Origin of the sequence: Clostridium disporicum, assembly GCF_001405015.1 — a bacterium.
GTDB classification, from domain to species: domain Bacteria; phylum Bacillota; class Clostridia; order Clostridiales; family Clostridiaceae; genus Clostridium; species Clostridium disporicum_B.
In genome coordinates this window covers 1-24,111 of record NZ_CYZX01000030.1, presented here as the reverse complement: position 1 = coordinate 24,111, position 24,111 = coordinate 1, and the positions used below count along the sequence as shown (strand labels likewise).

General features: G+C 30.7%; 29 protein-coding genes and 1 pseudogene. 1 reads left to right on the top strand and 29 read right to left on the bottom strand.

Annotated elements, in window-relative coordinates; translation table 11 throughout:
• The 14 genes from ARA56_RS15330 to tetA(P) all read right to left on the bottom strand — a co-directional run.
• Positions 1-536, bottom strand: a 536-nt coding sequence (locus tag ARA56_RS15330; protein WP_148315781.1) for a recombinase family protein, incomplete at its 3' end; no start/stop codon positions are given.
• 128 nt (positions 537-664) lie between these two features.
• Positions 665-1,030 (bottom strand): hypothetical protein, encoded by a 366-nt coding sequence (locus tag ARA56_RS15325; protein ID WP_055268255.1) that lies wholly within the window; start codon positions 1,028-1,030, stop codon positions 665-667.
• A gap of 96 nt (positions 1,031-1,126) precedes the next feature.
• The gene (locus ARA56_RS15320; protein ID WP_055268252.1) at positions 1,127-1,564 is read right to left on the bottom strand and encodes a hypothetical protein; all 438 of its coding nucleotides are present in this window, start codon (positions 1,562-1,564) and stop codon (positions 1,127-1,129) included.
• Positions 1,565-1,723: 159 nt separating this feature from the next.
• On the bottom strand, positions 1,724-1,870 hold the full coding sequence (locus ARA56_RS16755; protein WP_022211474.1) for a hypothetical protein: 147 nt from the start codon (positions 1,868-1,870) through the stop codon (positions 1,724-1,726).
• 87 nt (positions 1,871-1,957) lie between these two features.
• Positions 1,958-2,497 carry a hypothetical protein gene (locus tag ARA56_RS15315; RefSeq protein ID WP_055268250.1) on the bottom strand — a complete coding sequence of 180 codons (540 nt, stop codon included), beginning with the start codon at positions 2,495-2,497 and terminating at the stop codon, positions 1,958-1,960.
• A gap of 58 nt (positions 2,498-2,555) precedes the next feature.
• Complete coding sequence (locus ARA56_RS15310) at positions 2,556-3,119, bottom strand: hypothetical protein (RefSeq protein WP_055268248.1); 564 nt, start codon at positions 3,117-3,119, stop codon at positions 2,556-2,558.
• A gap of 709 nt (positions 3,120-3,828) precedes the next feature.
• On the bottom strand, positions 3,829-4,296 hold the full coding sequence (locus tag ARA56_RS15305; RefSeq protein WP_055268246.1) for a hypothetical protein: 468 nt from the start codon (positions 4,294-4,296) through the stop codon (positions 3,829-3,831).
• A gap of 140 nt (positions 4,297-4,436) precedes the next feature.
• On the bottom strand, positions 4,437-4,610 hold the full coding sequence (locus ARA56_RS16995; RefSeq protein ID WP_242855974.1) for a hypothetical protein: 174 nt from the start codon (positions 4,608-4,610) through the stop codon (positions 4,437-4,439).
• Between the two features lie 1,417 nt (positions 4,611-6,027).
• A complete protein-coding gene (locus ARA56_RS16750) occupies positions 6,028-6,168 on the bottom strand; it encodes a hypothetical protein (RefSeq protein WP_156334272.1) in 141 nt (46 codons plus the stop codon).
• Positions 6,131-6,442, bottom strand: a complete 312-nt coding sequence (locus ARA56_RS15295; RefSeq protein WP_055268244.1) for a DUF960 family protein — start codon at positions 6,440-6,442, stop codon at positions 6,131-6,133. Before ARA56_RS15295 ends, ARA56_RS16750 begins: the two co-directional genes overlap by 38 nt.
• An 83-nt stretch (positions 6,443-6,525) precedes the next feature.
• Positions 6,526-7,152 carry a hypothetical protein gene (locus ARA56_RS15290; RefSeq protein WP_055268242.1) on the bottom strand — a complete coding sequence of 209 codons (627 nt, stop codon included), beginning with the start codon at positions 7,150-7,152 and terminating at the stop codon, positions 6,526-6,528.
• Between the two features lie 74 nt (positions 7,153-7,226).
• Entirely contained in the window at positions 7,227-7,538 is a 312-nt protein-coding gene (locus ARA56_RS15285) for a hypothetical protein (RefSeq protein ID WP_055268240.1), read from the bottom strand.
• Between the two features lie 20 nt (positions 7,539-7,558).
• Complete coding sequence (locus ARA56_RS15280) at positions 7,559-7,888, bottom strand: hypothetical protein (RefSeq protein ID WP_055268238.1); 330 nt, start codon at positions 7,886-7,888, stop codon at positions 7,559-7,561.
• 229 nt (positions 7,889-8,117) lie between these two features.
• Positions 8,118-9,344 carry a tetracycline efflux MFS transporter TetA(P) gene (gene tetA(P), locus ARA56_RS15275; protein WP_004455690.1) on the bottom strand — a complete coding sequence of 409 codons (1,227 nt, stop codon included), beginning with the start codon at positions 9,342-9,344 and terminating at the stop codon, positions 8,118-8,120.
• A 723-nt stretch (positions 9,345-10,067) separates the two neighbouring features.
• Between tetA(P) and ARA56_RS15270 the strand changes: the two genes are divergently transcribed.
• Positions 10,068-10,715 (top strand): recombinase family protein, encoded by a 648-nt coding sequence (locus ARA56_RS15270; protein WP_055268236.1) that lies wholly within the window; start codon positions 10,068-10,070, stop codon positions 10,713-10,715.
• Between the two features lie 104 nt (positions 10,716-10,819).
• On the opposite strand, the gene ARA56_RS15265 is transcribed toward ARA56_RS15270, so the two are convergent.
• From ARA56_RS15265 to ARA56_RS15195, 15 genes and pseudogenes are all read right to left on the bottom strand, one after another.
• A complete protein-coding gene (locus ARA56_RS15265; RefSeq protein ID WP_055268234.1) occupies positions 10,820-11,191 on the bottom strand; it encodes a hypothetical protein in 372 nt (123 codons plus the stop codon).
• A 69-nt stretch (positions 11,192-11,260) separates the two neighbouring features.
• Positions 11,261-11,527 (bottom strand): hypothetical protein, encoded by a 267-nt coding sequence (locus ARA56_RS15260; protein WP_055268232.1) that lies wholly within the window; start codon positions 11,525-11,527, stop codon positions 11,261-11,263.
• 11 nt (positions 11,528-11,538) lie between these two features.
• The gene (locus ARA56_RS15255; RefSeq protein WP_341380648.1) at positions 11,539-12,804 is read right to left on the bottom strand and encodes a Y-family DNA polymerase; all 1,266 of its coding nucleotides are present in this window, start codon (positions 12,802-12,804) and stop codon (positions 11,539-11,541) included.
• Positions 12,805-13,031: 227 nt separating this feature from the next.
• Positions 13,032-16,046 (bottom strand): type I restriction endonuclease subunit R, encoded by a 3,015-nt coding sequence (locus ARA56_RS15250; RefSeq protein WP_055268228.1) that lies wholly within the window; start codon positions 16,044-16,046, stop codon positions 13,032-13,034.
• Positions 16,047-16,176: 130 nt separating this feature from the next.
• A complete protein-coding gene (locus tag ARA56_RS15245; protein WP_055268226.1) occupies positions 16,177-16,923 on the bottom strand; it encodes a hypothetical protein in 747 nt (248 codons plus the stop codon).
• 37 nt (positions 16,924-16,960) lie between these two features.
• Positions 16,961-18,247 carry a restriction endonuclease subunit S gene (locus ARA56_RS15240; protein WP_055268224.1) on the bottom strand — a complete coding sequence of 429 codons (1,287 nt, stop codon included), beginning with the start codon at positions 18,245-18,247 and terminating at the stop codon, positions 16,961-16,963.
• Positions 18,237-19,160 (bottom strand): annotated as a pseudogene (locus tag ARA56_RS15235) (N-6 DNA methylase); the annotation flags it as partial. The pseudogene ARA56_RS15235 and the gene ARA56_RS15240, both read right to left, overlap by 11 nt.
• A 220-nt stretch (positions 19,161-19,380) precedes the next feature.
• Positions 19,381-19,821, bottom strand: a complete 441-nt coding sequence (locus tag ARA56_RS16990) for a hypothetical protein (protein WP_055268222.1) — start codon at positions 19,819-19,821, stop codon at positions 19,381-19,383.
• Positions 19,822-19,973: 152 nt separating this feature from the next.
• Entirely contained in the window at positions 19,974-20,957 is a 984-nt protein-coding gene (locus ARA56_RS15225) for an IS5 family transposase (protein WP_055268257.1), read from the bottom strand.
• A 148-nt stretch (positions 20,958-21,105) separates the two neighbouring features.
• The gene (locus ARA56_RS15220; protein ID WP_029425405.1) at positions 21,106-21,600 is read right to left on the bottom strand and encodes an HD domain-containing protein; all 495 of its coding nucleotides are present in this window, start codon (positions 21,598-21,600) and stop codon (positions 21,106-21,108) included.
• A gap of 37 nt (positions 21,601-21,637) precedes the next feature.
• Positions 21,638-22,378, bottom strand: a complete 741-nt coding sequence (locus tag ARA56_RS15215; RefSeq protein ID WP_055268220.1) for a class I SAM-dependent methyltransferase — start codon at positions 22,376-22,378, stop codon at positions 21,638-21,640.
• Positions 22,359-22,820 carry a hypothetical protein gene (locus ARA56_RS16740; protein ID WP_479723139.1) on the bottom strand — a complete coding sequence of 154 codons (462 nt, stop codon included), beginning with the start codon at positions 22,818-22,820 and terminating at the stop codon, positions 22,359-22,361. Before ARA56_RS16740 ends, ARA56_RS15215 begins: the two co-directional genes overlap by 20 nt.
• Before the next feature lie 20 nt (positions 22,821-22,840).
• On the bottom strand, positions 22,841-23,254 hold the full coding sequence (locus tag ARA56_RS17165) for a transposase (protein WP_479723138.1): 414 nt from the start codon (positions 23,252-23,254) through the stop codon (positions 22,841-22,843).
• 119 nt (positions 23,255-23,373) lie between these two features.
• Positions 23,374-23,553, bottom strand: coding sequence for a hypothetical protein (locus ARA56_RS16865; RefSeq protein WP_055268218.1), 180 nt, complete (start codon positions 23,551-23,553; stop codon positions 23,374-23,376).
• Between the two features lie 25 nt (positions 23,554-23,578).
• Positions 23,579-24,001: a hypothetical protein gene (locus tag ARA56_RS15195; RefSeq protein ID WP_055268216.1), complete on the bottom strand. Its 423-nt coding sequence runs from the start codon at positions 23,999-24,001 to the stop codon at positions 23,579-23,581.
• Positions 24,002-24,111 lie beyond the last annotated feature (110 nt).

Sequence of the window (24,111 nt, the reverse complement as noted above, 5' to 3'; positions counted from 1 at the left end):
ACTAGGTCATACCCTAAAACTCTACCTCCACACCATTCTCCTGATTTTGCTTTTGCACACATCCCCATCTTTACATTTTGAGCTATAGTACCTCTCTCAAACTCTCCTATCAATGCCATCATCTGAAATTGCATTTTTCCAGCTGGTGTATCTGTTTCAAATGGCTCTGAATATGATTTGAATGTTATATCATTCTTCTCTAATATGTCAACTATCTTTAATACATCAGCTAACTTTCTACTTATACGGTTTATCTTCCATGAGATAACCATATCAAACTTTTTTTCTTCTGCATCTTTTAATAACTCTTTCAAAGCTGGTCTATTTTTAATATCTTTTCCACTAATCCCTCTATCGGAATAACACTTATACACTTCATAATTGTTTTTCTCAGCCCAACTCCTTAGTAATCTTTCTTGTTCATCTATACTATAGCCTTCTTCAGATTGCTCTATAGTACTAACACGAGTATATAGAGCTAATCTTTTTCTTACATTCTCATCTTCTATATTATTAAGTAACTTCTTTAAAACCATTTCATATACCTCCAATTTTTATGTTTTTCCTCTAATCGAATTTATAATATATACTTATCATCTTAGTTTATAACGGAAAATACCATTAATATTGTCATTTCAATAATAATGATATTTTCCATCATTAATTAATCTCTCCAAGTATAGAAGTTATATACTAATTTAAAATTACCTATTTTAATATTAGCTAATTTATTCCTTATACTATTTACCATAATTCTAATATGTTCTTGGATTTCACTTACTGTTCTTATGAATGTAGTTTCACCTGTAAAATAATCCATAGTAATTTTCTTTTCTGCTATCTTGACATTACTTATACATGAGTTAAACTCCATATGTAATTCATCTAATGATACTTCTTCTGTAATAGCTTCAATTGGAACTATTATTGTATATGTATCTATTGCCATCTCATCTCTCCCTTTTCCATTTTCATTAATATCAATATCAAAGTTTATTAATACGTTTTCTTTAATTATTTCATTTATCATGTTCATCTTCTCCTTTTGAATTGGTTATTTATTAATATATACCTATTATTTTTAACAGAGTAACTGGTTTAGATTTACTTAACTATATAACTTGTCCTATTTAGTTTCATCATTTATCTCTATCTCTCCAGTATTATTAAAATTTTCTACTGTAAATCTTGGGTTAATTATCACCTCTAAGTTATCGTATTCAACTGGTAAACTATCACTTAGACATCCTGTATCAAATATCCATTCATTAACCCCTATACTATCTACATACTCTAAAAATTCTTTAATTAATTTAATATAGTTATTATAATCAAGAATGACTTGACATCTCATCGTCCACCACTCTACTATAAGTCCACAACTAGTTTTGAATATTGCACTTGGTACTATAGATAATCTCTTAAGTTTATCTATTACTTCATTTATATTTTGATTAGGTATTTTTATTGACAATCTAAATAAAAGTTGTTCCATAGTATACATATGCCTTCCATCTCCTTTCTCTATGACTTCTTTAGCTCTTTTCATTTCTCTATCTTTCATCTTAATTTCTCCTTTTAGATTACAGTTTTTTAAATTTATCAGTATTGCTTGTGCTAGTCATTTTAGATATAAAATTAATTATTATTTCTGAAAGTAAATCTATTACCTCATTACTGTTATTATTGGAACTCATAATTTTTTCTCCTTATTGTACACTTTTTAGTAATGATAATCTTTCATCCAGTTTATAAACCATTCACTAGCCATTATTTCTTCTTGTTCTCTTCTTGTTATATCTTCTTCTATAATTTCTCCATATATTGAATTTTGTAAATTATTATTTCTTACTGCATTATTTAAACTCATTTACTATACTCCTCTTACATTTATTTCACTAAGCATTGAACCAACATAGCACAATGCTTAGTGATTTAATATACTTATCAAGTACAATTAACTTACTGTTATTATTGCTACAACATTGTCCTCATATTTAACATATTCAACATCAAAAAATGTAATAGAAGTCTTATTACTGAAATCTAACTTATATAAATCTGTTATTTCCTTAACTATTCCTGCTGAATAAATAACTCCCTTAGACTTTAAAACTTTTATATTTATGTAATTATCATTATTCGGTAGTTGTTCACCTATAGCAATTTTATCCCCTGAAAATGACATTACTATCCTTTCTGGCTTATTTAACTTCTCCATTATTTCATTAGACACTATTATTCTTTTTCCAGTCTTAGAATTTATTATTGACATTACTCCTGCTTCAGCAATACCTTTATTTATAGATTTACTTTCTGATGGTTTAAATGAATCTAAATCTATACTTTCTTTAATCTCATAATCATCTTCAACTAATTCATTATTACTACTTACCATTTTATTATCCTCCTTATTTTTAGGTCTTAGCTTTGGTGCTGGTCTCCTTGCTCTTAATGCTGCTACACCTGTCTTTTTTCCTATAACCATTTCTGACATTTCTATTCCTCCTTTTAAATTAAGATGACTTAGTAAAATCTAAGCCACCTTATAAATGTTAAATTCCGATAAATTCCTCATATTCATTACCAAATGTAACTTCATTTTCATTTACTTCTACCTCTTGTGTATTATTAAAGTTACTTGCTATCTCTGCTCTTCTCTCTTTCACCATTTCTATAAAATTCATACCTAACATCCCATTTCTTCTCTTTAACTCATCTCTTGCTTTTTGGTACTGTATGAACTCCTCTGCTTCTTCTAAACTATATACATTTATTACATTTAAGTATCTCCCACCTCTAACTGACTCATAATCAAGTTCTACTACAATCTCCTTATCAAACATTTCACAAAAGGGGAAATCTACATACTCATCTATCTTATGCTCTAATCCTACCGCTTTAACAAACTTATAAAAGAGATACTTATTATATGGTGATACCATAATATATTGACTTAGAGATACTCCATTCTTTAAAAGAATTTCTAAGTTTCCACATTCAAAAATATCTCCTTTTTTAGTTTTCTTGAGTCCTCTAGACTTAAAGTCTTTTATCTCTCCTAGTTGTAGTCCTCTTGATAAATCTACTGCTTTACCATCTTTTGTTAAAATAGCCATATAATCGTCTCCTTTGTAATCGTTTTCTTTTCTTTTTGCATTTTTATACAGTTGCTTTTCTTTTTATTATAAATATAGTCTATATTCATATTTATGCATTTGCATTTTATTAACTTACAAATTTATTATAACAACTTTTAGATATTGTGCAAATCGCTAAAATTCCATTTTACTGGAAATTTCAGTATTATAATTCATTTGAATTTTCCCTTATGATTTGCCATCGATGCCTACATTTCCTACCTTAAAAAACTTTATCCTCTTTTCACTCCAGGAACTCCTTAACTCGATAGCAATCACTGCTAAAGTATTGATTTTACTTGCTTTATCTCACTTTTACTTTTAATTACATTTTTGCATTTTGAATATTTATTCAAATTTTTATATTTATTTTGAATAAATATTTTTTTTATTTTTTTAATCATACTATTTAATCTTTGAACTAACCCGTTCTTTCCAAGAACGTTATCGATTGTTTTACACTTTTTTACTTCTGATTGTAATCGAAGTTAATATTATTTTTTCTTCCCACAAAACTCTTCTAAATTTATACAGTATAATATTCTAAATATACTAACTAATCACACAAAAAAAATAGATAAATTTGTGTAAAAACAAATTTATCTACTCTCCTAAAAATCACTAAATACTTATTAAAAATCTAATAAATATTTAGTGAAATTTTATTTAATTTGTATTCTTCATAATTTTAATCTCCTTTTGGATTATAACCTTTATGTTTTAATATTATACGTTTCTCATTTTTATCAATTATATATTCATAATTATCTAAATCACTTTTAGATATTACACCAAGAAACATTGAACTTAACGCAAGTGGTATTGTAAAAGAACTCATTCCAGCTGTAACTACTCCACTTACTAATGCTGTATTTTTTCCTATCTTAGACATTGTCTTTCCAAAACTATTTAATATTTTTTTATAATCCTTCTGCTCCATTTCATGATATAGTTCTCCCTCTATATATATTAAATTATATTTTTTCTTTAAATAATATTCTAAGCGCTCTTTTGTAGTAACTATACTTGGATTAGCTTCTTGCTTTGTTTTACGAATATATCTATTGGTTTCTCTTTCTCTATGACTTCCTACAATATCTGTTTTTATATCATTCAATTTACATTGAATAGATGTTTTCCATACAAAAAATGACATTTTTTATTCTCCTCTCAATAGTTCTTTTTAATTTCATTTTTCTTTATTACTTTTTGTAGCCAATTGCAAGTGTATCCTAAGTTTCTTGATATCTGTTTTAAGTTCCTTCCATTGTAATATTTATTTAGATAATCTATTACTTATTTATCTGAATATAACCTCATTGGAAATGTTATCTGTTGACCTTTATAACTTTCATATACTTTTAGAGTTATATCATGTCCTAGAACCTCAACCATATCTTTATAGATACCTCTGTAATTCTCACTCTTTTTACTCATGTTTTCTTGTTCCATCAACTCCTTTTCTTTCACATTAAATATTACCTCCATTAAAAAGTTTTCATAAGATTGAAAAGCCAATGGATTTTACAAGAAAAAATCACTTGGCTAATCTAAAAAGAGTTAATGCTTCCTTCATTAGAAACATTAACTCTTTTTCATATTTATAATATATATTTGATTGTATAATTTAAAACGGTTTATTTATCCCTTTTTTTGTTGTTTTTATATTGAGTGCTATTATTTATTCTCGCTTCCTGGAATCTTTGTTTTATAGTATGTTATTGTTACTTTCTGATGTATCTCTCTTTATTGGTACATCACATTTTTTATCTTAGTCTATTGTTATGATTTTATTATCTATTGTAATTTGTTAGACTTTCTTAATTCTATTTATGTCAATTGGTATAGTTATTATATCTTCTTCATCAACTTCTTTTGTTATTATATTATCTTAATTGTATCATTATATATTGATTAGATTTTCTTCATCTTATTGTATATATTTCTTATTACTTTATATCTTCTTTATTATCATTAGCTTTAATTGTTATAATCTTTAATTGTTACTTTATATTATTGAAATTTCTTAATCAATTATATTTAACTTGTTATATTCTTAATTATCTTCTCATTGTAATCTTATTATTATATACTTCTTTCTATCATTTTTATTTATTATATTTACTCTTATCATTCTTTATTATTTATTTTATTTTTATTTTTTATTGAAATAGATTTTTATTAATCTATTTCAATTCTTATTTTTATTATAAGGCTTTAGCCCCCCTATCCCCCCGTTACTCTTTCCAAGTCCCAAGTCCTTAGTTCCTATTCCCTAGTTCCAAGTTTCATTATTTTTATGTTTTATCATTTCAATTCTTTTTATTTTTGAGTGAATTTAGATTTTTCCTGTACATATTATATGTTATGACTTATCCTTGATTTCAAGTGGAATTATTGAGCCTAGGATTTCCTATTACTTCAACATCTCATAGTCTTTCATGCCTTGTTATCCTAGTTTGTATAGTTATGAAGCTATTATTTACTGATTTTTCTTTATTGTTTACCATCTTATTTAGAAAACATTCAATTTATCCTCTCTTCGCAGTTTTTTTATTCCTATGGCTACATTTCTTCACATTTTCTAAAATCTCTGCTTTCTGCTGTGCTATCGTTGCTTTTTAGATATACTTAGATTGATTGTAGTTACAGTTTTTCTATTTACCCTACGTTCAAGATAAATTACATCTTTACTTGGACTTCTTCTATTCTTTCTCCTCAATCTTATTCTCACTGAAAATATCATCACTATCGTTACATCGACACTACTATTACAACGATATTTTCTAGTAGTTTATTATTGTTATAAAAAAAATTAGCTTATTGTTATAATATCATCACAATTAATTTATTATTCTTATTAATTGTGATGATACCTTATTTCATACTACTTCTTAGTTGTTGCTTCTATTGAAGTTGCCACAACTGTTAATACTGTTCCAAGCACCTTTATTACTGTTACTATATCCATGACTTTCTCCTCATTATCATTAATATTCCCAAGGAAATAATATAATACTTCCTTCAACTCCGTTATCTATTACATATAACTTAATCTCATCATCTATCTGAATATCTTCTAGCTCTATTTCATATGTGCATGAATATTCAGGAACTTCTTGACTCTGACTTATTACAATATTCTTTCCTTCTTTTCTTATCCTGAAAACCTGTAAGTAATCTAGTTCAACATTTTCTTCATCTTTTAGCTTATCAATCATACTCCACATTATTAGTTGCAACCTTATATCTACTTCTTCATTTACCTCTCTTGTTACATATCTATTGTCTTTCTTGAACATCTTTAGTTCTCTCCTTATTATTAGTTTTTCATCTTTATCTAAAAAGTAATAAGGCTATACCTTATTAACTAAGATATAACCTCTTAACAATCTATTTCAGAATATAAATATTTATTATATTCATCTTCATATATGGTTTCTGGAGCAAGTCCTAATAGTTCTTCAATATTACTTCCTCTAATTAAGTCATCTATTACATCTTCTTTACTTGTTTGCTCTATCCAATATTCAACTAGTGAGTCCTTATCTATTAAGGAATTAACATAAATCGCATCATCAAGTAGTTCATCTAATAACCTTCTTGCAACATCTTTTAGATTAGCTGAACTTTTATAAATTATGCTATAATCATCAATCATTACATAACCTTGTTCATCTAACTCGTTATACCAATTAATAACATGACCTATTGATAATTCTTCTAATCCATTACTTTTTAGATTTTGATACATAGAAATTACCCTGTCATCAACTTCATTTTCTCCAATTTCTTTTGCTATCTTTACTGACATACTCCAATCATTTAGGAATTCCTCCTTTAACTCTTCATTGCTTATGCTATTTATTAATTTTTCTATACTACTTATTTCTTCTGTTGTTATACTCTTGTATTTATCTAATACCTTCTTAATTTCTCTTATTATATATTGCTGAATTATTGAAGAAACTTCTTCATTAACTGTAATGAATACATTATCTTTATTAAACATTTATAATCCCTCTTTCTATAATTTTATTTAAATGTAAAAAGTCTTAATCACTATCCTTATAGCAATTAAGACTTTTAGCTTTTATTTATTTCTTGTTTTAACATTTCAATGAATTCTTCTGAAAATACTTTCTCTCTTATTGACTCTTTTATTAGCTCTATTAGTTCTAGCTCCGTTACATCGAGACTTCTTGGAATATATGTTTCATCACCTCTTCTAGTTGCCTTGTAGACACAGAACCTTACTTCGTCTCTCTTTAGTTCTTTGATGTAGATTTTCTCTATTGAGTATGTGTATTCTCCTTCTCCAACCTTTCCTTGGTTTATTATCTTACAGTACTTAGTTTCCTTGATAATGTTCTCTTCTTTTATATTCTTCTTACTCACATTAATTCAACCTCCTTATCTTATTCTAGTAGGAACTTAGAAAGTTCTTCTGTTGTTACTACTACTATTGCAAAATCGCTAGAAAGCAAAAATAGTGAAGAAGTCCAATTAACTCCTTCACTACATTCAATAATATCAGTATATTCTGGTATTAAACCTTGTAACTTATCTTTCTTTAACATTTCGATAACAACGATATTTTCTGCTATAACTATATATCCTCCTAAATCTTTCTCTATATCTCTATTAGCTCCATAATTTTCACCTAATACATTAATGACGTCTAAAACATTACTGATTACTTCTATAGGATATCCTTTTAATTGATTTTTTAAATAAACCTTTTTCATTATAAATTTCTCCCTTCTAAGAAAGTAAAAAACTTTTACTTGTATACATAAATACAAGTAAAAGTTTGTTTTTCTAAGTTAATAATATATATTTAATTTATCTTTTAATACAGTAATTAACCTAATTCTAATATTGTAATTTAAAAGTGTTTTTGAAGATTTCTACAAAAAATTTACGAACCTTCTTGTATTGTTCAATCAAATTATCTTCATTTTTAATCCCTTATATTCATGATATTTTTTTATCCATTATCATAGAAATAATATATAACACTAATACTGGTGCTACTAATAATGAAGTACATACTATACCAATACTTACTGAAATATTTGTAGCTATGATTCCTATAATCGGTCCACCTAAAATTTGACCTAAGGAATTCATTTGTCCATTTATAGAAAGCACAGTAGCTCTAGAATTATCATCTATATGCCCATTTAACCACGCACTGAATATAGGTTCATTTATAATTCTAAAGGTATTTGTTGCCAAATAAGCTATTAACATTAAACTAAAGTTTCTTGTAAGAGCAAATATCAACATAGACGATATATAAAGTATATTTATGCATAATAATAGTTTTCCATTTTTCCTATTATCCTCATTCTTAAGATTCTTTGCCATAAAATGCATTACTATGAAGCTCAATATCATTCCTAAAATTCCAAAAATTCCAAACCAAGTCACTGAACTAAGGTTTCCAAGTTTAGGAAGTGTAGTATCTTGTAAAAAATGCGCATTAGAAAGTCTATCATAACCTTCACTTGATAATCCATAAAATAAAGTTACTGCAAGTAAAATCATAATTATAGATTTACTTTTTACAAATTTAAGACCAGATTTAAATGTATATACCATCTTTTTGAATGTATTTAAATCCCCAGGAGCAGATGGTTTAAAATTATTTTCTGGCATATATAACCATAAAAATAATGCAAGAATTATAAATAAAACTCCACTAACTATAATAGGAAGCCTTACAGAGAAATTAGCTATTACAGTGCTTAGTACTATTCCAATAAATGCTCCTATCTGCCCTGCTTGTGCTCCCTTTATATAAATTTCATCTAAATCTTTATTCTTCTCTTCTTCCGCAATCCAAGCTTCAAGCGAGCCACTGATAAAAGTAGACCCTAATCCCCATACAATCTGTGCTACAAGTACGAAAACAAAACTAGAAATAGAACCTTCTAAAATAAATCCCACTCCTGTTAAAACTCCCCCAATAACAATAGATAGTTTACGACTATACACATCTGCAACTATACCTGTAGGAATTTCAAATATAAAGCATGCTAATTCCAAAGTAGTTCCAACAAGTATAAGCTGAAGTGGATTTAAATGAACTATTTCAATGTGATACACTATCATAACTGTAGCTACTAACGAAAAACACATTGCTGTAATAGCTGAAAATAATAAATAAGTTTTATATGCTGAAAGTTTATTAACCATTAATCATCACCATCCTAGTATTTCTTAAAAAATTTGTTTGTTTTTCATAATCTTCATATTTAAATATATAAATCATCAAAATAATCTCCTTAAACAAAAAAAGCTGTAAGAGTACACAAATAAACATGGTAATATCAATATTATCAATAATTGATTCTACCACAAATAAACCTTGAGTTATTCAAGATTTTTCATATACTTTTAAAAATAATCCTTATTCAGTTAATTTAATTAAAAATTACCTCTTTGCGCATATTTACAACACCTTTACATTTATATTTTTTATGCTTATATTTTAGTATAATTATAGTATATATAATTTTAAAAATTTTTTCAATGCTACAGATTCTGAAAAACAAATTCTAATTTTCTCAAGTAGTGAAAAATGAAGAATCTATAAATAAAATTAAAATACCCAACAAAAATTCAAACTTTAGATTTTTGTAAGTTTCATTGCAAAAATTAAAGCACACCTATCGTCCATTTATATATCCAATTCTATCCAAAACCTCATTTATTTATGGTACGGTTCCTTATTCATTATTCTAAACTATTTTTTCATCAGTTTATAAATCAGTTGATTTCGTGTACACTTCTCAACCTACTTTTTCCTGTACATATTTCTTGGATTTCTTGATAAAATTAATATAAATATTGTTCATGAAATAAAATTATGATTTCATAGACACGCTTCTTAAATTGATGATTATTAGAGGTGATTAAATGATTTTTGGATATGCAAGAATTTCTACAACTAAAGATACTCAAACTACACAAAGACAATTGCTTACATTAAAACAATATGCTAAAGCTAATAGTTTTACATTTGATGAAATATTAGAAGAACGAGTTAGCGGTACTGTAAATACTGAAAATCGTGAAGAATACTCAATGTTAAAAAATAGATTAAGGAAAGAGGATATTTTAATATTAACTGACTTGGACAGATTAGGAAGAAATGCTGATAACGTAATAATGGAACTAAAAGATTTAAAATCTAAAGGGATTAGAGTTATTGCATTAGATATGCCTTATATGTCTGACTGGAATAAAGTTAATGATAATAGCATTTATGATATGGTTATAGACATTGTAATAACTATAAAGGCTCACATAGCTCAGCAAGAGCGTGAAAAAATCGTATCTAGAATTAACCAAGGATTAAGTGTTGCTAAAGCAGAAGGTAAAACTCTCGGCAGACCTAAGGCTGAACTTCCAACGGATTTTGTTAAAGAATATATTAAGTTTAAAGAAGGCCAATATGGTACTATGACTTCATCTAGATTTGCTAAAATGCTCGGTATTGGCAGAAGTACCTTATATAAATATATCAATATTTACGAAATTAACTTAGAAAGAAACAGTAGATAATTTCAGTTTATTATCTACTGTCTCTTTCAGGGACTACTTAGCCCCTGCTTTCTTATTTACAATTTATCTAATATATAAAAGTCTATTCTTTCTATAGAAATCCTTTATTTAACCTCTTCTATTACAACTTTATATTTAGTGCTTTTCCTAAGCAAGTCATAATATCTCTTTTTTAAAATATCGTAATTAAAAGAATTTACACATCTAATTATTATAGTGTCCTCTTTTATAATAGTTGTTTTAACATTAGTCTCTATCCAAGTTTTATACTTTATATGGTCATTTATATTTTTATATACCTCATCAAAGAATTTACCTACATCCCCAGTATCTTCCACACTTTTATTTATACATTGATCTTCTGTCATATTTTTTTTATCTGCTAAAACTACTCTTTCAATAGAATTTATTCTCTCCGTTATAACTCTCAGTTCGTTTTTTAGATCAGATATAATATCAACTAACTCTTTATCCATATGTAAATCTCCTTTTACTCTAGTAATATCAATATATACATATTATAATATTTCACTGAAAACTTAATATCAATTTGTACTCCTATCAAACAATATCCATTTGCTATTAATTAAGTCATATTTCAAATTATAGGTATACTCTGAATCATCTATAATACTGCTGCAAGTAAACTTCCACATGGGATTGCCTGCTAACTTTTCAAAACTTCTATTAAGTATTTTATTTATACATATTACTTTACATCCATCTTCTTCATACTTAAATTTTACAGGGTTTATTTTGCCATGTTCATCAAACCAAGCTATCATTTGTATAGGTTTTGCTATTCCTTTCAAAAAATCATCTCCTATAATATACTTGACATCATAATATAATCTTCTTCCCCATTACCACCACTAAGTGGATCAATATCTGAATTAATAAATACAGATCGTATTATTGACTTATCTCCAAACCGTTCTCTTATACTATCTATAGTTTTATCTAGAGTTCTTTTTTTATCTATATCTTTATCATCAAAGAAAGTTCTTTGGTAAAATTCATTTCCAACTAAATTAGAAAATCTTACTCCCATTTGTCTTATAGGTTCTTTATTCCACATTTCATCAAAAATAGTTGTAACTTCGTAGAATATCTCTTCAGTCGAATCAGCTATATTGCTTAAAGTCTTTTGATGAGAATATCTATAAAATCCGCTTGTCTTTATTGATACTGCTATAACTCCACACATATTATTATTTTTTCGTAATCTCATAGCTGCAGTTTCTGTTAGTGATAAAAGTATTTTTAATGCTTCCTCTCTATCACAAACATCTTTCTTAACTGTTGTTGAATTACCAATGCCTTTAATATTTATATAATTGTTCGCTCTAACTTCTGAGTTTTCAATACCATTTGCATAGTTATGAATTACATCTGCATAACTTTTGAAAATTGGCTTTAGAAATTCTAACTTGTACTTAGCTAGTTCTCCTATAGTATTAATATTTAATTTATGAAGTTTAGCTTCTGTAGCTTTACCTACCATAAATAAATCCCTCACAGGCAATGGCCACATCTTATTTTTTATTTCATCTTTAAAAAGAGTATGGACTGAATCCTTCTCCTTAAAATCACTAGCCATTTTAGCAAGCAGCTTATTAGTGCTGACTCCTATATTAACAGCAAATCCTAACTCTTCTTTTATCCTAGTTTTTATTTCATAAGCTTTTTCCATATACTTATCTTTAAAATGACTTACATCCATAAAAACTTCATCAACAGAATATCTTTGAATAATAGGAGTATACTCTTTTAAAAGCTCTACCATTGCGTTGCTACATCTCATATATAGACTGTAGTCTGGAGGGTATATCTTCAATTCTGGGCATTTACTTAACGCATCTACAATTGATTCGCCAGTTTGAATTTTATATTTTTTAGCAGGTATTGACTTAGCTAAGATTATTCCATGTCTATCTTCCTCACTACCACCAATAACAGATGGTATAAGCCTAATATCTATATCATTTTCACCATACTGTAATTGTTTGACTGCAGTCCAAGAAAGATATGCTGAATTTACATCAACGTGAAATATTATTCTTTCATGATTTTCTCCCAATAAACCCACTTCCTTATAATAATACTAATTACTAGTCTATAGAACATATGTTTACTTGTCAATATTTTTATAAATTTCTATTTAAAATTAGGGAGAATAATATTTATTCTATATTACTAATAGAATTTTTATTACTTTTAATCGATATTATACCTCTCAATTTACTTTATAAAATTAAAGGAGCACCTACATTTATAGGTACTCCCATAATCAAATCATTATCAGTAATATTTAAATTATATATTCACACATTGTAACTTAGCTTGCTCCAACACAGTCTCAATGGCAACTTTACTCTTATTTGGTGGATAATCATATTTCTTTAATAGCCTCTTTATAACACTTCTCATTTTAGCTTGCGCCTGTGCTTTTTCATACCATGCATGAGTCATATTTTCTTTAACTGTTTTAGTTAATTCTCTAGCTATCTTTATCAAAGTATCGTCCCCCATATCGGCAATAACTTCTGGATCAGCTGTCAATACATCAAAGAATGCTTTTTCTTCATAAGTTAGTCCTATTTGATGACCTTTATCTATCGCTTCCAATAACTCATGTTTAAATTGTATTAATTGCTCTAATACTTTAAACACATCTTCTTCGTCACTTCTGTTATTATAATCTTCTATTATCTTTTCAAGTCTTTCGCTAAACTTCTTACTTACTACTAAATTAGTCTTTTTAATATCAGAAACTTTTTCTTTCATTACTCTCATTAATATATTAGCTGCCATATTTTTTTGAGGTAATGCTCTAAGTTTCTTTAAGTTTTCATCAGTTAATAATTCAAAAGTTTCTTTACTTCCTGCTTCTGTTAAAGATAACACTTCATCTTCTAGAATAGCTTGTTCAAGCATTTCAGATATTCTCTTATTAACTTCTGCGAGGTCAGGCACTCCAGCTTTAGTAGTTTTTAATACAAAACTTCTTACTGCAATGAAATAAGCTATTTCATCCTTTATCTGCTTAGATAATAAACTTGTACAAATCTTGTATACATCTTTTAATCTCTTAGTTTCATTTAAGAATATCTTTTGTCTCGGCTCTGTTAACTGAACATATTCAGCACCATCTCTAATAAGATTAAATCTAGTTTTATCACAATCACCAAAGAAACCACTATAATCAAAGTAATGGAAGACATTTCTTAATACTTCAACTATATCTAAAGCTATTTTTCTACCTTCTTCATTTTCCTGTATCTTATCCTGGTCTCTTGTTGTATAAGTTTTTAAAGCTTCAAATAATTCTTTCTTAATACCTATATAATCAACTACAAGTCCACCTGTCTTACCTGGATAAACTCTGTTAACTCTTGCTATTGCCTGCATTAAGTTATGAGCTTTCATAGGCTTATCTATATACATTGTATCGAGACTTGGTACATCAAATCCAGTAAGCCACATATCAACTACTATAACTATCTTAAAGTCGCTATTTTCATCCCTAAACTCTTTTTCTAGCTCCTTTTGATAAGTTTTATTCCCTATAACCTTTGCCATTTCTTCTTCATCACTATTATTTGTAGTCATGACCATTTTGACTTTATTTTCCCACTCCGGCCTTTGCTTTAATATCTCCTGATACATCTTATAAGCTGCTCTTCTTGAATAAGCTACAATCATAGCCTTACCTTTAACTAAGTTTTCTCTTTCTTCATAATGAGCTATAAGGTCTTTTACTAATTCTCTAATTCTATCAGCATTAGTTATAATCTGCTCCATTTTAGATAATTTCTTTTGACTAGCATCTACTACATAATCTTCAACGCCTTCATATACTTGCATCTCCCAGTAAGCTCTATCTATATCTTCTAAAACAGAATTATCAATCTTAACCTTTGCAAGCCTTGACTCATAATAAATCTTAACAGTAGCTCCATCAAGTACAGCCTGAGTCATATCATAAACATCAATTAAATCCCCAAAAGTTCCATAAGTAGATTTATCAGTAGTTTCTATTGGTGTTCCTGTAAAAGCAATATAAGTTGCATTAGGCATTGCTTCTCTTAAATATTTAGCATATCCAAACTTAACTTCTCCAGACTCTAAATCAACTTTACCATCCATACCATATTGAGTTCTATGGGCTTCATCTACCATTACAATAATGTTTCTTCTTTCTGATAAAAGCCCTGTTTCTTCTTCAAACTTTTGTATAGTTGAAAAAATAACTCCACCAGTTTTTCTATTATCTAATATAGTTTTAACATCTGCTCTACTATCTGCTTTAATTGGCTTTTGTCTTAAAAAGTCATGAGCTGATCCAAACGTATTAAATAGCTGATTATCTAAGTCATTTCTGTCTGTTATTACTAATATAGTAGGATTATTTAAGTCTTTATCCTTAACTAAATTACCTGCTAAAAAAGTCATAGAAAAACTTTTACCACTACCTTGTGTATGCCATACAACTCCTGCTCTACCATCAGTATCAACAGCTTTCTTAACAGCTTGTATAGCTTTATTCATACCAAAATATTGATGATATGCCGCCATTATCTTTCCTTTAGAAGTAAATAAAATAAAGTTCTTAATTATATCAAGTAACCTTTCCTTATCAAACATACCGTAAAGTAATGTATCAAAATTAAGCTTATCTATAACTTCATCATCAGCCTCAACCTTTTTCCAAGCCATAAATCTATCAAAAGGTGCCGTTAAAGTCCCAGCTTTACTATTAACTCCATCACTTATAACTAAAAAGGCATTATAATAAAATAATGTTGGTATATGAACCTCTTTATAATTCATAAGCTGATTATAAGCATCTTCTATAGTTACTTCTTCTCTTGAAGTACTCTTAAGCTCCATTAAAACTAACGGCATGCCATTAACATATACAACAACATCAGGTATCTTCTTAACATCATCTTCATTAACCTCTAATTGATTAACTACAAGAAATTCATTATTATAAATATTATCATAATCTATAAGCTTAACAGTAGAATAAACAGTTTCACCATTAATAAAATCAGCTACCCCTACTCCCTCTGTTAAATACTTATGAAACACTTTATTATTAGTAAATACATCATTAGTTTCAAATGTTCTAAGCTTACGAATAGCTTCTTTAATAGAACTTATAGGTAACCCTTTATTTATTTTAAGCAAACTTTCCTCTAATTTATCTAATAGCAGTACTTCCTTAGTATCTCTAACTAATTCACTGCCATGTATATATTCATAATCTATTTCTTTTAAATATTCAATTACAACATTCTCTAAACTAGCCTCTTGAAATTTCATCCTTTTATTCCTCTTTATTTACAATATTATATATAATTATATCCTAAATATTAAAATATAAAAAGCTATCAATAAATAACATAAAAGAAAAGCTAACCATTATAGGTTAGCTTTATATGTTTTATTCTCTCTAAATAACATTATCCAATCTAGGATGAATCTCACTTAATTTCTCTATAAAAATATCTTTTCTCTCATTTTTCCACTCATTGAAATCTATAATTATATCATTCCTATATCTTTGATACTCAGCTATTAGTTTTATTTTGTCTGGTTCACTTTTGAAGATATTATATACTATATTTCTCTCTCTAATTCTTTCATGCCTATCTCTTTCGCTCAACCTACTTAATATTCTTAGCTGCTTTTCACTTTTACACTCAGCTAATCCAGTTCCATATTGACTATTATATATATCCTCCAAATACTTCTTTATGCTTTCTCTATAGTTATAGTTATTTCTACTTAATATACAATCATCCCAGGTTTCATAAAAGTATTTTAAAATATACATAGACATAGCCTCACACAAAGTTTCTTCAAACCATTTAAGAGTTTCATTTCCACCACTAGTTTGTCTTAATACATAATGACACAACTCATGTGATAGCTGGTATATTACCTGTGCCCAATAAGTTGTTTCTGGCGTAGAAAGCCTTATTGCTAATTTATCATATCCAGTGTGTAGCATTGGACATGCAGAATTACTATCTATATAAACATAACACTCTTCATTATCAATTATATCTCTTCCAAATATAATCTCAAATTTTATTAACATATGTTCTAATATGTATTTCAATGATTTTGTTTGAAACTCGTCATTAAACACTTCTATATACCAATTATTATAATTATCAATTTTTATAAATTCCATTTTCTCAATCCCTTCTTTAGTCAATTAAACATTATCTTTATACCCTTATTTCTCCATTCATAAGTTTTGGTAACAACAAATCTCTTTTTTCCTTTAATAACTCACTTTCTATATCATTTTCAATAATTTTATCTATTAATGACTTTGCTATATTATGAAACTTTTTAACAACTTCTTCATTGAAATATACTTTTAAATCTGTTATATCTGACTTCTTTAAATTTAAAAATACACTTCCACTTGCACTATTTATTAAGTTATCCATTGAGTTATTAAGATTAAAATAAATAAACTCTCTACTTATAATTTCCTGTGATGAAACAGCTGCCACGCCTCTACCTAAAGCATATTCCTTATCTGTAAATACTGTATTTCCAATTGTTGCTCTAACACCAAACACCATATCTCCTTTTTTACAAATCTTTTTAGGTTCAGTAGTAAACTTAGTTGACTTTATTAATTTCCCAACAAAGTCTGAAGCTCCATTCAATAATGCAATACCTATTTTATCTTCATTGTAACTTTTGCTACTTGGTGATACCCCCATTGTAATATCAGAGATTTCATCTAGCTTTAAAATTCTCCAATCCTTAGGTATTATTCCAAATTCACTTTCAATCATTTCTCCACCACTAGATTTATAAGGTTTTCCCTCTTCATTAGGAAATTCAAAATCAACAAACCATCTTTTAAATAAAGCTTGAGCCATTTCTTCTAAAGTTTTATTCATTTCATTATTTAATTCTATTTTTTTGTCTAAAGATGATAAAATATCTGAAATTTTATTTTGTTCACTAATGCTAGGAATAACTATAGGTAATTTTTGTTGTGCAGTAATTCCTAAATAGGCTCTAGTAGATCCACCTTGTGCCCATGCTGTAAATAACTCAGTGAAGTTATTCCATGTAAAATAATACATTAAAAATTTATTATTCAAAATACTACTATCATTTATTCTATAATATGTTACCTGTGGCGTTAAAACAATAAAAGGATACTCATTTTCTTTTACTAAAGCAACCCTTCCTATAGAGGCTTTATGAGTTATTAATACATCCCCACACTTAGCAAAACCTTTTTTTAACCCTCTAGCAGTTTCATCTGATATATATTTACATGTATTGTAATTTATTCTTCCACTCTCAATATCAGATGCCATAACAAATGGTATACCACTTTCCACAAAATCTTTTTGAGTTGGATGAATACTTCCATTATTTCCATCTAATGGTTTATCAATTATTTTTTCATTAATCAATTCTTCTACACTCTTAACTATCCAACCACTTGGTACTTTTCCTAATTCTGTATCCTTAAACTTCATATCCAATTCCCCCGAGTTGCTTCCTTATTTCTTCTTCAAGCTCCTTAGATTTCTTGAACTGCTCTGAAAGGGTTTTTGTTAATCTTTCCATCTTCTCTTCAAATGGCTCTCCATCATCTTCTACTTCTTCAATTCCAACATATCTTCCTGGAGTTAGGATATAATCATTTGCTCTTATTTCATCTATAGTAGCTCTCTTACAGAAGCCTTGTTTATCTTCATAATTTTCATTATTCTTATAAGCGTGATATATATTAGCTACTTCTTTAATATCTTCATCAGTTAACTCTCTTAATCTTCTGTTAACCATAGTTCCCATTTTCCTAGCATCTATAAATAAAGTTTCTCCTTTATTCTTTTTATCTCTATTAAAGAACCAGATACAAACCGGGATACCTGTTGTATAGAATAATTTATCTGGAAGTGCTACTATTGCATCTACTAAGTCCGCTTCTAAAATACTTTTTCTTATTTCACCTTCATTTGAAGTATTAGAGCTTAAAGAACCATTAGCAAGAACTACTGCTGCTCCTCCTTTTTGGCTTAGTTTATCTAACATATGCTCTATCCATCCATAGTTTGCATTATTAGCTGGTGGTGTTCCAAATTTCCATCTTGAATCATTAACTAGTAAAGGTTGACCCCAATCACTTTGATTAAATGGATGGTTAGCAAGGACAAAATCTGCCTTTAATGATGAATGTAAGTCTTCATGGAATGTATCTGCATTTTTGCTTCCAAGGTTATTTTCTATTCCTCTAATAGCCATATTCATCTTAGCTAATTTCCACGTTGTTGGATTTGACTCTTGACCATATACTGATATATCAAAAGCATTTCCACTATGTTCTTGAACAAACTTTAAAGACTGTACAAACATACCACCAGAACCACAAGCAGGGTCTATGTTCCTACTGACTTTGATACAATAGAAAAAGCCTTCTCCGGGGTCAAAACCGCCGAAAAAGGCATAAAATAAGGGCTTTCGAGGTCAACTGCTGACTTCGGAAGCCCTTTTTTGCTTTATTCAGTTATGGTTTTTCACCGTTCCTACGATTGGCGACACAGTGGGATGTATGCCTTGCGGTGTACGGATTTTGGAATAATTAAAAGGTGTGGCAAAATTAAAAGGTTTAATCCATACTGCCGCTGCCTTTGTTACCACCGAACTCACATCCATGCACATGGTCATGGCCATAGTACCAACGTCCATATCGATATCCATAGTGCGGTGGACAATTGGCACAGTCACCATTGCAGCGGTCATTGTGTCCTTTTTTCTTCGATCCACCAGCAGAGCCAAAGGCGGCCAAAATCGCAATCAAGGTTCCAAAAAATCCGAGTCCCGTCTTACGTGGTGCAGGCTCATAGTATTCCGGTTCTTCATATTCCGGCTCTGATTCTTCCTCATCTGGCTCATCAACAAAGATGTCGATTTTTGCTTTCTGTGAAATGCGATCAAAAGAAGAATCCTCGATAAGCATATGGATTTCTTCCAATTGCTCTCGGTCAAAAGTTCCCATTGCGCTTTCTGCCGCCTTACTCAACACCGGTTTATCTATCAGAATTGTCATTTCTAAGGAACCTCTGAACAAATAGCCCTTATTCTGTGCCCACTCGATATACTGCTGTTTTTTGCGCTTGGTTAAGGCGATTTCGGCGCAAAAAAGCCATTAATTCTCTGTTTTCTTCTCTATTGTCCCCAAAAGGGCAGACTGCCCCTATCTCAGGTTGTTGCGAGTTTTCGCCCGGCGATTGCAAGGGCGTATAAATTGGCACAGGCAAACATGGCGTACAGCCGGTTCTCGTTTTTCTTCAGTCCGCGATACACCGTTTTCTTGTAGCCAAACTGACACTTGATGATCCGAAATGCGTGCTCTACCTTACAGCGCACCGAAGACTTGCGGTTCTCAATATATCTCTCCCAGTCAATTGCGTTGTCAGAGACATGAGGCAGCCTTCCGGGACGGCGGTTAATGCGGTAGTCTATGCTGGATAGGTGCTCGTCGCTGGTTACTTCGGGACGCTTCTGAATTCCAAGATAGCCGGAATCCCCATATACAACTTCATCATCTTCACGAATCAACGCTACAGCCTGTGTGATATCGTGGGCATTCGCTGCTGTGACCGTAATAGTATGCACCAACCCGCTGCCGGCGTCCACACCAATGTGGCATTTCATCCCGAATTTCCACTCGTTCCCCTTTTTCGTCTGGTGCATTTCGGAGTCACGGGCTTTGGCTGCATTTTTCGTGGAGCTGGGAGCATTGATGATGGTTGCATCTACAATGGTGCCGCCCTTCATCATGTGCCCGGTCTGCACCATAACCCGGTTAATCGCATCGAAAAACAGCTTATTCAGACCATGTGCTTCCAGAAGATGACGGAAATTGCACAGCGTTGTTTCGTCCGGAACGGCTTCCGTCATGAAATCAATGCCCGTGAATTTTCGCATGGCATAGCTGTCGTAGATAGCATCCTCGGTAGCCGGATCGGACAGGTTAAACCAAATCTGAAGCAGATACATCCGCAGCATTTTCTCAATCCCCATGGGCGGACGGCCACACTTCCCCGTGGGATAGTAGGGCTTAATGACACCAACCCACTCGTCCCAGGGAATGATCTCGTCCATGATTTCCAGAAACTCTTCCCGCTTGGTCTTCTTCTTGCGGAAGCTGTATTCGATGTCGGTAAATGTTTCCTGCTTCATTTCCATGCACCACCATTGCTTTGATGGTGTTATTATACCATATCCGGAACCCGCATGGTAGTGCGGATAAAATCAGAGGTTCCCTAGGGTTAAACTTAACTACTATTTTTCTTTGCGATATAAAATACATAACTGTAATAATCTACTACTAATCTAAAATAAAGCGATTATAAGCTATCCTTTTTCCTGTGTTTGTTTTAAAGTTTTCACCTATACACTTTTTTATCTTTTCCTGTTCTTTTTCTTTATCCATAACCGTTAAATTTTCAAGCAAATCAGCTTCCCATTGTATTTGAAAATCAAGTCCATCAATTTTAGATGGAGTATGATGGTTGCCTATTATAAAGCATATTCTATCAATATTTTTGTTATAGCCTACCTTTTTTAATATTTCTTTCGCTACTGCTGGTCCTTCCTTTTCTTGATAGACACCATCAATAGAACCGTATTTTTTTTGTGCTTCAACCGCACCAATATCATGTAGTATAGCAGTAATACTGATGAATTCTTTTTCTTCCTCTCCGATATTTTCTCCGTTCATTATATCTTCTGCATTTTTCAAAACTTTAAGAGTATGCTCTATGCCAAAAGGAATTTCTTTGAATACTTCTTTCATCTCTATAATAATTTTTTCTTTAAACATAAATTGCCTCCATTTATACCTTATAGGTGTTTTAGTTCTATCTATCCATTTTTTTGTTGGCCGATACAATCAGCATCATGGGACGGCGCATTTCATCCTGCATCCCCGGAATATCCATCATGTTTTCCGGCGGCTGCGGCTCCACAATCTGATTTATTATAAAACCATTTGAAAGCAGTGTATTTAGATATGTGGTCAGTGTTCTATGATATTTTGTAACCTTTTCTCCCAAAAACACAGCTGTCCGTTTGCCCTCATAATAATAATTATCCACCGGAAAATGCAGTATTTCTCCTTTTTCGTTATAATGCCAGTCTTGTGTTCCATAGGCAGTAAAAACAGGATGTTCAACCGTAAAAACTAGCTTACCACCAGACTTCAGTATTCTATATATCTTTTTTACTAAAATCTCATAATCTGCTACATAGTGAAACGCAAGTGAACTTAATATTACATCAAAACTCTCCTCTGGGAATTCCACATCTTCTATAGCACAGCATTTATATTCAACCTGTGGAAAATGTGTTTTTTCTTTGGCTACCTCGAGCATTTTATGAGAAATATCAACACCTACAACAGAAGAAGCACCGTGTTCCATCGCATAAATACAGTGCCATCCATAGCCGCATCCTAAATCAAGCACACGCTTATCTTTAAAATCCGGCAGCAGCTTTCTCAATGTTTCCCATTCTCCTGCACCGGCTACTCCCTGCTGTGAGCGACTCATTTGACTGTATTTTTGAAAAAATATATTATCATCATATTTGTTTTCTTTCATCTGAATTCCCCTCGTTTAAAAAGTTATTTATCTCCGTTGCAATTTTTTTCACTTCTTTATAAAACTTCTCGGTCATATCGTAGCATTCAAAAAGTGAAAGACCGAGTACTTCAAAAATATAATTAACCCTTTCGGCATATTTTTCAGGTTTATATTCAAAAGTTTCAAGCAGTTTTATAGCTTTCTTTTCGTTAATGCAATAAGCATTATTGCATGCAAATAGTACTTGATTTAAGCATGAAATAATACGAAAAACATGGCCTGCAATATAATATTTATCCTCTGCTCCCGCATTTGCTTTTACAAACATTAAAGAGAACTCTGCTTCAAATATAAAATAGTTTATCAAGCTCTTCTTTAGAGCACCAGGGTAAATTTCTGCCTGATTTTTTAATTCGCATAAGCTTTCATTCTTAGCATATTGTATCTTGCTGATCGCCAATTCTCCACGATACATAGCACTTATATAACCATGGGGATGACCAGTCTGATAATTGGCAGTAACAATTCCTTAAACAGCTTGTTCAGACCATGTGCTTCCAGAAGATGACGGAAATTGCACAGCGTTGTTTCGTCCGGAACGGCTTCCGTCATGAAATCAATGCCCGTGAATTTTCGCATGGCATAGCTGTCGTAGATAGCATCCTCGGTGGCCGGGTCGGACAGATTGAACCAAATCTGAAGCAGATACATCCGCAGCATTTTCTCAATCCCCATGGGCGGACGGCCACGCTTCCCCGTGGGATAGTAGGGCTTAATGACACCAACCCACTCGTCCCAGGGAATGATCTCGTCCATGATTTCCAGAAACTCTTCCCGCTTGGTCTTCTTCTTGCGGAAGCTGTATTCGATGTCGGTAAATGTTTCCTGCTTCATTTCCATGCACCACCATTGCTTTGATGGTGTTATTATACCATATCTCAAGCCTCGATGGTAGTGCGGATTAAATCAGAGGTTCCCTAATATGTGTTCCGGTGAGAATCGGACTCCTGCATTCAGCGCTTTTCTACGAACCTGGTAGCGAACTTTGAATCATAAAATGCAAACTCATTTACGATCTCAAAGACTTCCTCGGAGTCACCAAAATCCGAAAGGCGATACGAATAACTTTTCTGTGTGCTAAGAGACCAGTCGTAAAAACCGGCATAGTACTCATCCCATGTCATTTCTCTCATAGGTCAATTCTCCGCCATCAAAAAATCACGACTTATGACTTTCAATCCATTTCAAGAGATACGGCCTGTCATTGTTGGCACCCTTTTTCTCAAACCACTCACAACACATACGATAGCGGGTACCGTAAATTTCTATCGGCTTGGCATAATAATGAAGCGGTGTTTCCGTTTCGGTTGCCACCCTCAAAAGTGGATATTGCAGGTCAAACTGCTGTTTACTATATTCTGCGGTCTGCATTGCTGCGATTTCCTCTTCGGAGGCACAGCCATCGCACAGCATCCTGCCCAAGACTTTCTGGGCAAGCTGACCGATTTTTAATTCTTGGTACACATCGGCATCCGTGTAGTCATATTCCAAAGGCTCTGCTTTTGCGGTAGATGTTGTGGTGCGTGTTCTCTTTGCATTTGTTTTTGGTCTTATGTCAATATTTTGGACACAAAAAGTCAAACTTTTTTATGCTGCACTTCTAGCTAATAATTCACATTGATCTGGAGTCATGTAATTAATAGAAGAGTGTAGCCTTTTTCTGTTATACCAACCTTCAATATATTTAAAAA

Excerpts from the sequence above, each read along its gene's own strand:
- ARA56_RS16755 (WP_022211474.1), bottom strand. The coding sequence starts at position 1,870 with ATGAGTTTAAATAATGCAGTAAGAAATAATAATTTACAAAATTCAATA.
- ARA56_RS15290 (WP_055268242.1), bottom strand. The coding sequence starts at position 7,152 with ATGTTTAATAAAGATAATGTATTCATTACAGTTAATGAAGAAGTTTCT.
- ARA56_RS16990 (WP_055268222.1), bottom strand. The coding sequence starts at position 19,821 with ATGACAATTCTGATAGATAAACCGGTGTTGAGTAAGGCGGCAGAAAGC.
- ARA56_RS17165 (WP_479723138.1), bottom strand. The coding sequence starts at position 23,254 with ATGAAGCAGGAAACATTTACCGACATCGAATACAGCTTCCGCAAGAAG.
- ARA56_RS15270 (WP_055268236.1), top strand. The coding sequence starts at position 10,068 with ATGATTTTTGGATATGCAAGAATTTCTACAACTAAAGATACTCAAACT.
- ARA56_RS15305 (WP_055268246.1), bottom strand. The coding sequence starts at position 4,296 with ATGTCATTTTTTGTATGGAAAACATCTATTCAATGTAAATTGAATGAT.
- ARA56_RS15280 (WP_055268238.1), bottom strand. The coding sequence starts at position 7,888 with ATGAAAAAGGTTTATTTAAAAAATCAATTAAAAGGATATCCTATAGAA.
- ARA56_RS15215 (WP_055268220.1), bottom strand. The coding sequence starts at position 22,378 with ATGAAAGAAAACAAATATGATGATAATATATTTTTTCAAAAATACAGT.
- ARA56_RS15240 (WP_055268224.1), bottom strand. The coding sequence starts at position 18,247 with ATGAAGTTTAAGGATACAGAATTAGGAAAAGTACCAAGTGGTTGGATA.
- ARA56_RS15265 (WP_055268234.1), bottom strand. The coding sequence starts at position 11,191 with ATGGATAAAGAGTTAGTTGATATTATATCTGATCTAAAAAACGAACTG.
- ARA56_RS15315 (WP_055268250.1), bottom strand. The coding sequence starts at position 2,497 with ATGTCAGAAATGGTTATAGGAAAAAAGACAGGTGTAGCAGCATTAAGA.
- ARA56_RS15250 (WP_055268228.1), bottom strand. The coding sequence starts at position 16,046 with ATGAAATTTCAAGAGGCTAGTTTAGAGAATGTTGTAATTGAATATTTA.
- ARA56_RS15325 (WP_055268255.1), bottom strand. The coding sequence starts at position 1,030 with ATGATAAATGAAATAATTAAAGAAAACGTATTAATAAACTTTGATATT.
- ARA56_RS15220 (WP_029425405.1), bottom strand. The coding sequence starts at position 21,600 with ATGTTTAAAGAAAAAATTATTATAGAGATGAAAGAAGTATTCAAAGAA.
- ARA56_RS16865 (WP_055268218.1), bottom strand. The coding sequence starts at position 23,553 with ATGAGAGAAATGACATGGGATGAGTACTATGCCGGTTTTTACGACTGG.
- ARA56_RS15310 (WP_055268248.1), bottom strand. The coding sequence starts at position 3,119 with ATGGCTATTTTAACAAAAGATGGTAAAGCAGTAGATTTATCAAGAGGA.
- ARA56_RS15295 (WP_055268244.1), bottom strand. The coding sequence starts at position 6,442 with ATGTTCAAGAAAGACAATAGATATGTAACAAGAGAGGTAAATGAAGAA.
- ARA56_RS15225 (WP_055268257.1), bottom strand. The coding sequence starts at position 20,957 with ATGAAGCAGGAAACATTTACCGACATCGAATACAGCTTCCGCAAGAAG.
- ARA56_RS15245 (WP_055268226.1), bottom strand. The coding sequence starts at position 16,923 with ATGGAATTTATAAAAATTGATAATTATAATAATTGGTATATAGAAGTG.
- ARA56_RS15320 (WP_055268252.1), bottom strand. The coding sequence starts at position 1,564 with ATGAAAGATAGAGAAATGAAAAGAGCTAAAGAAGTCATAGAGAAAGGA.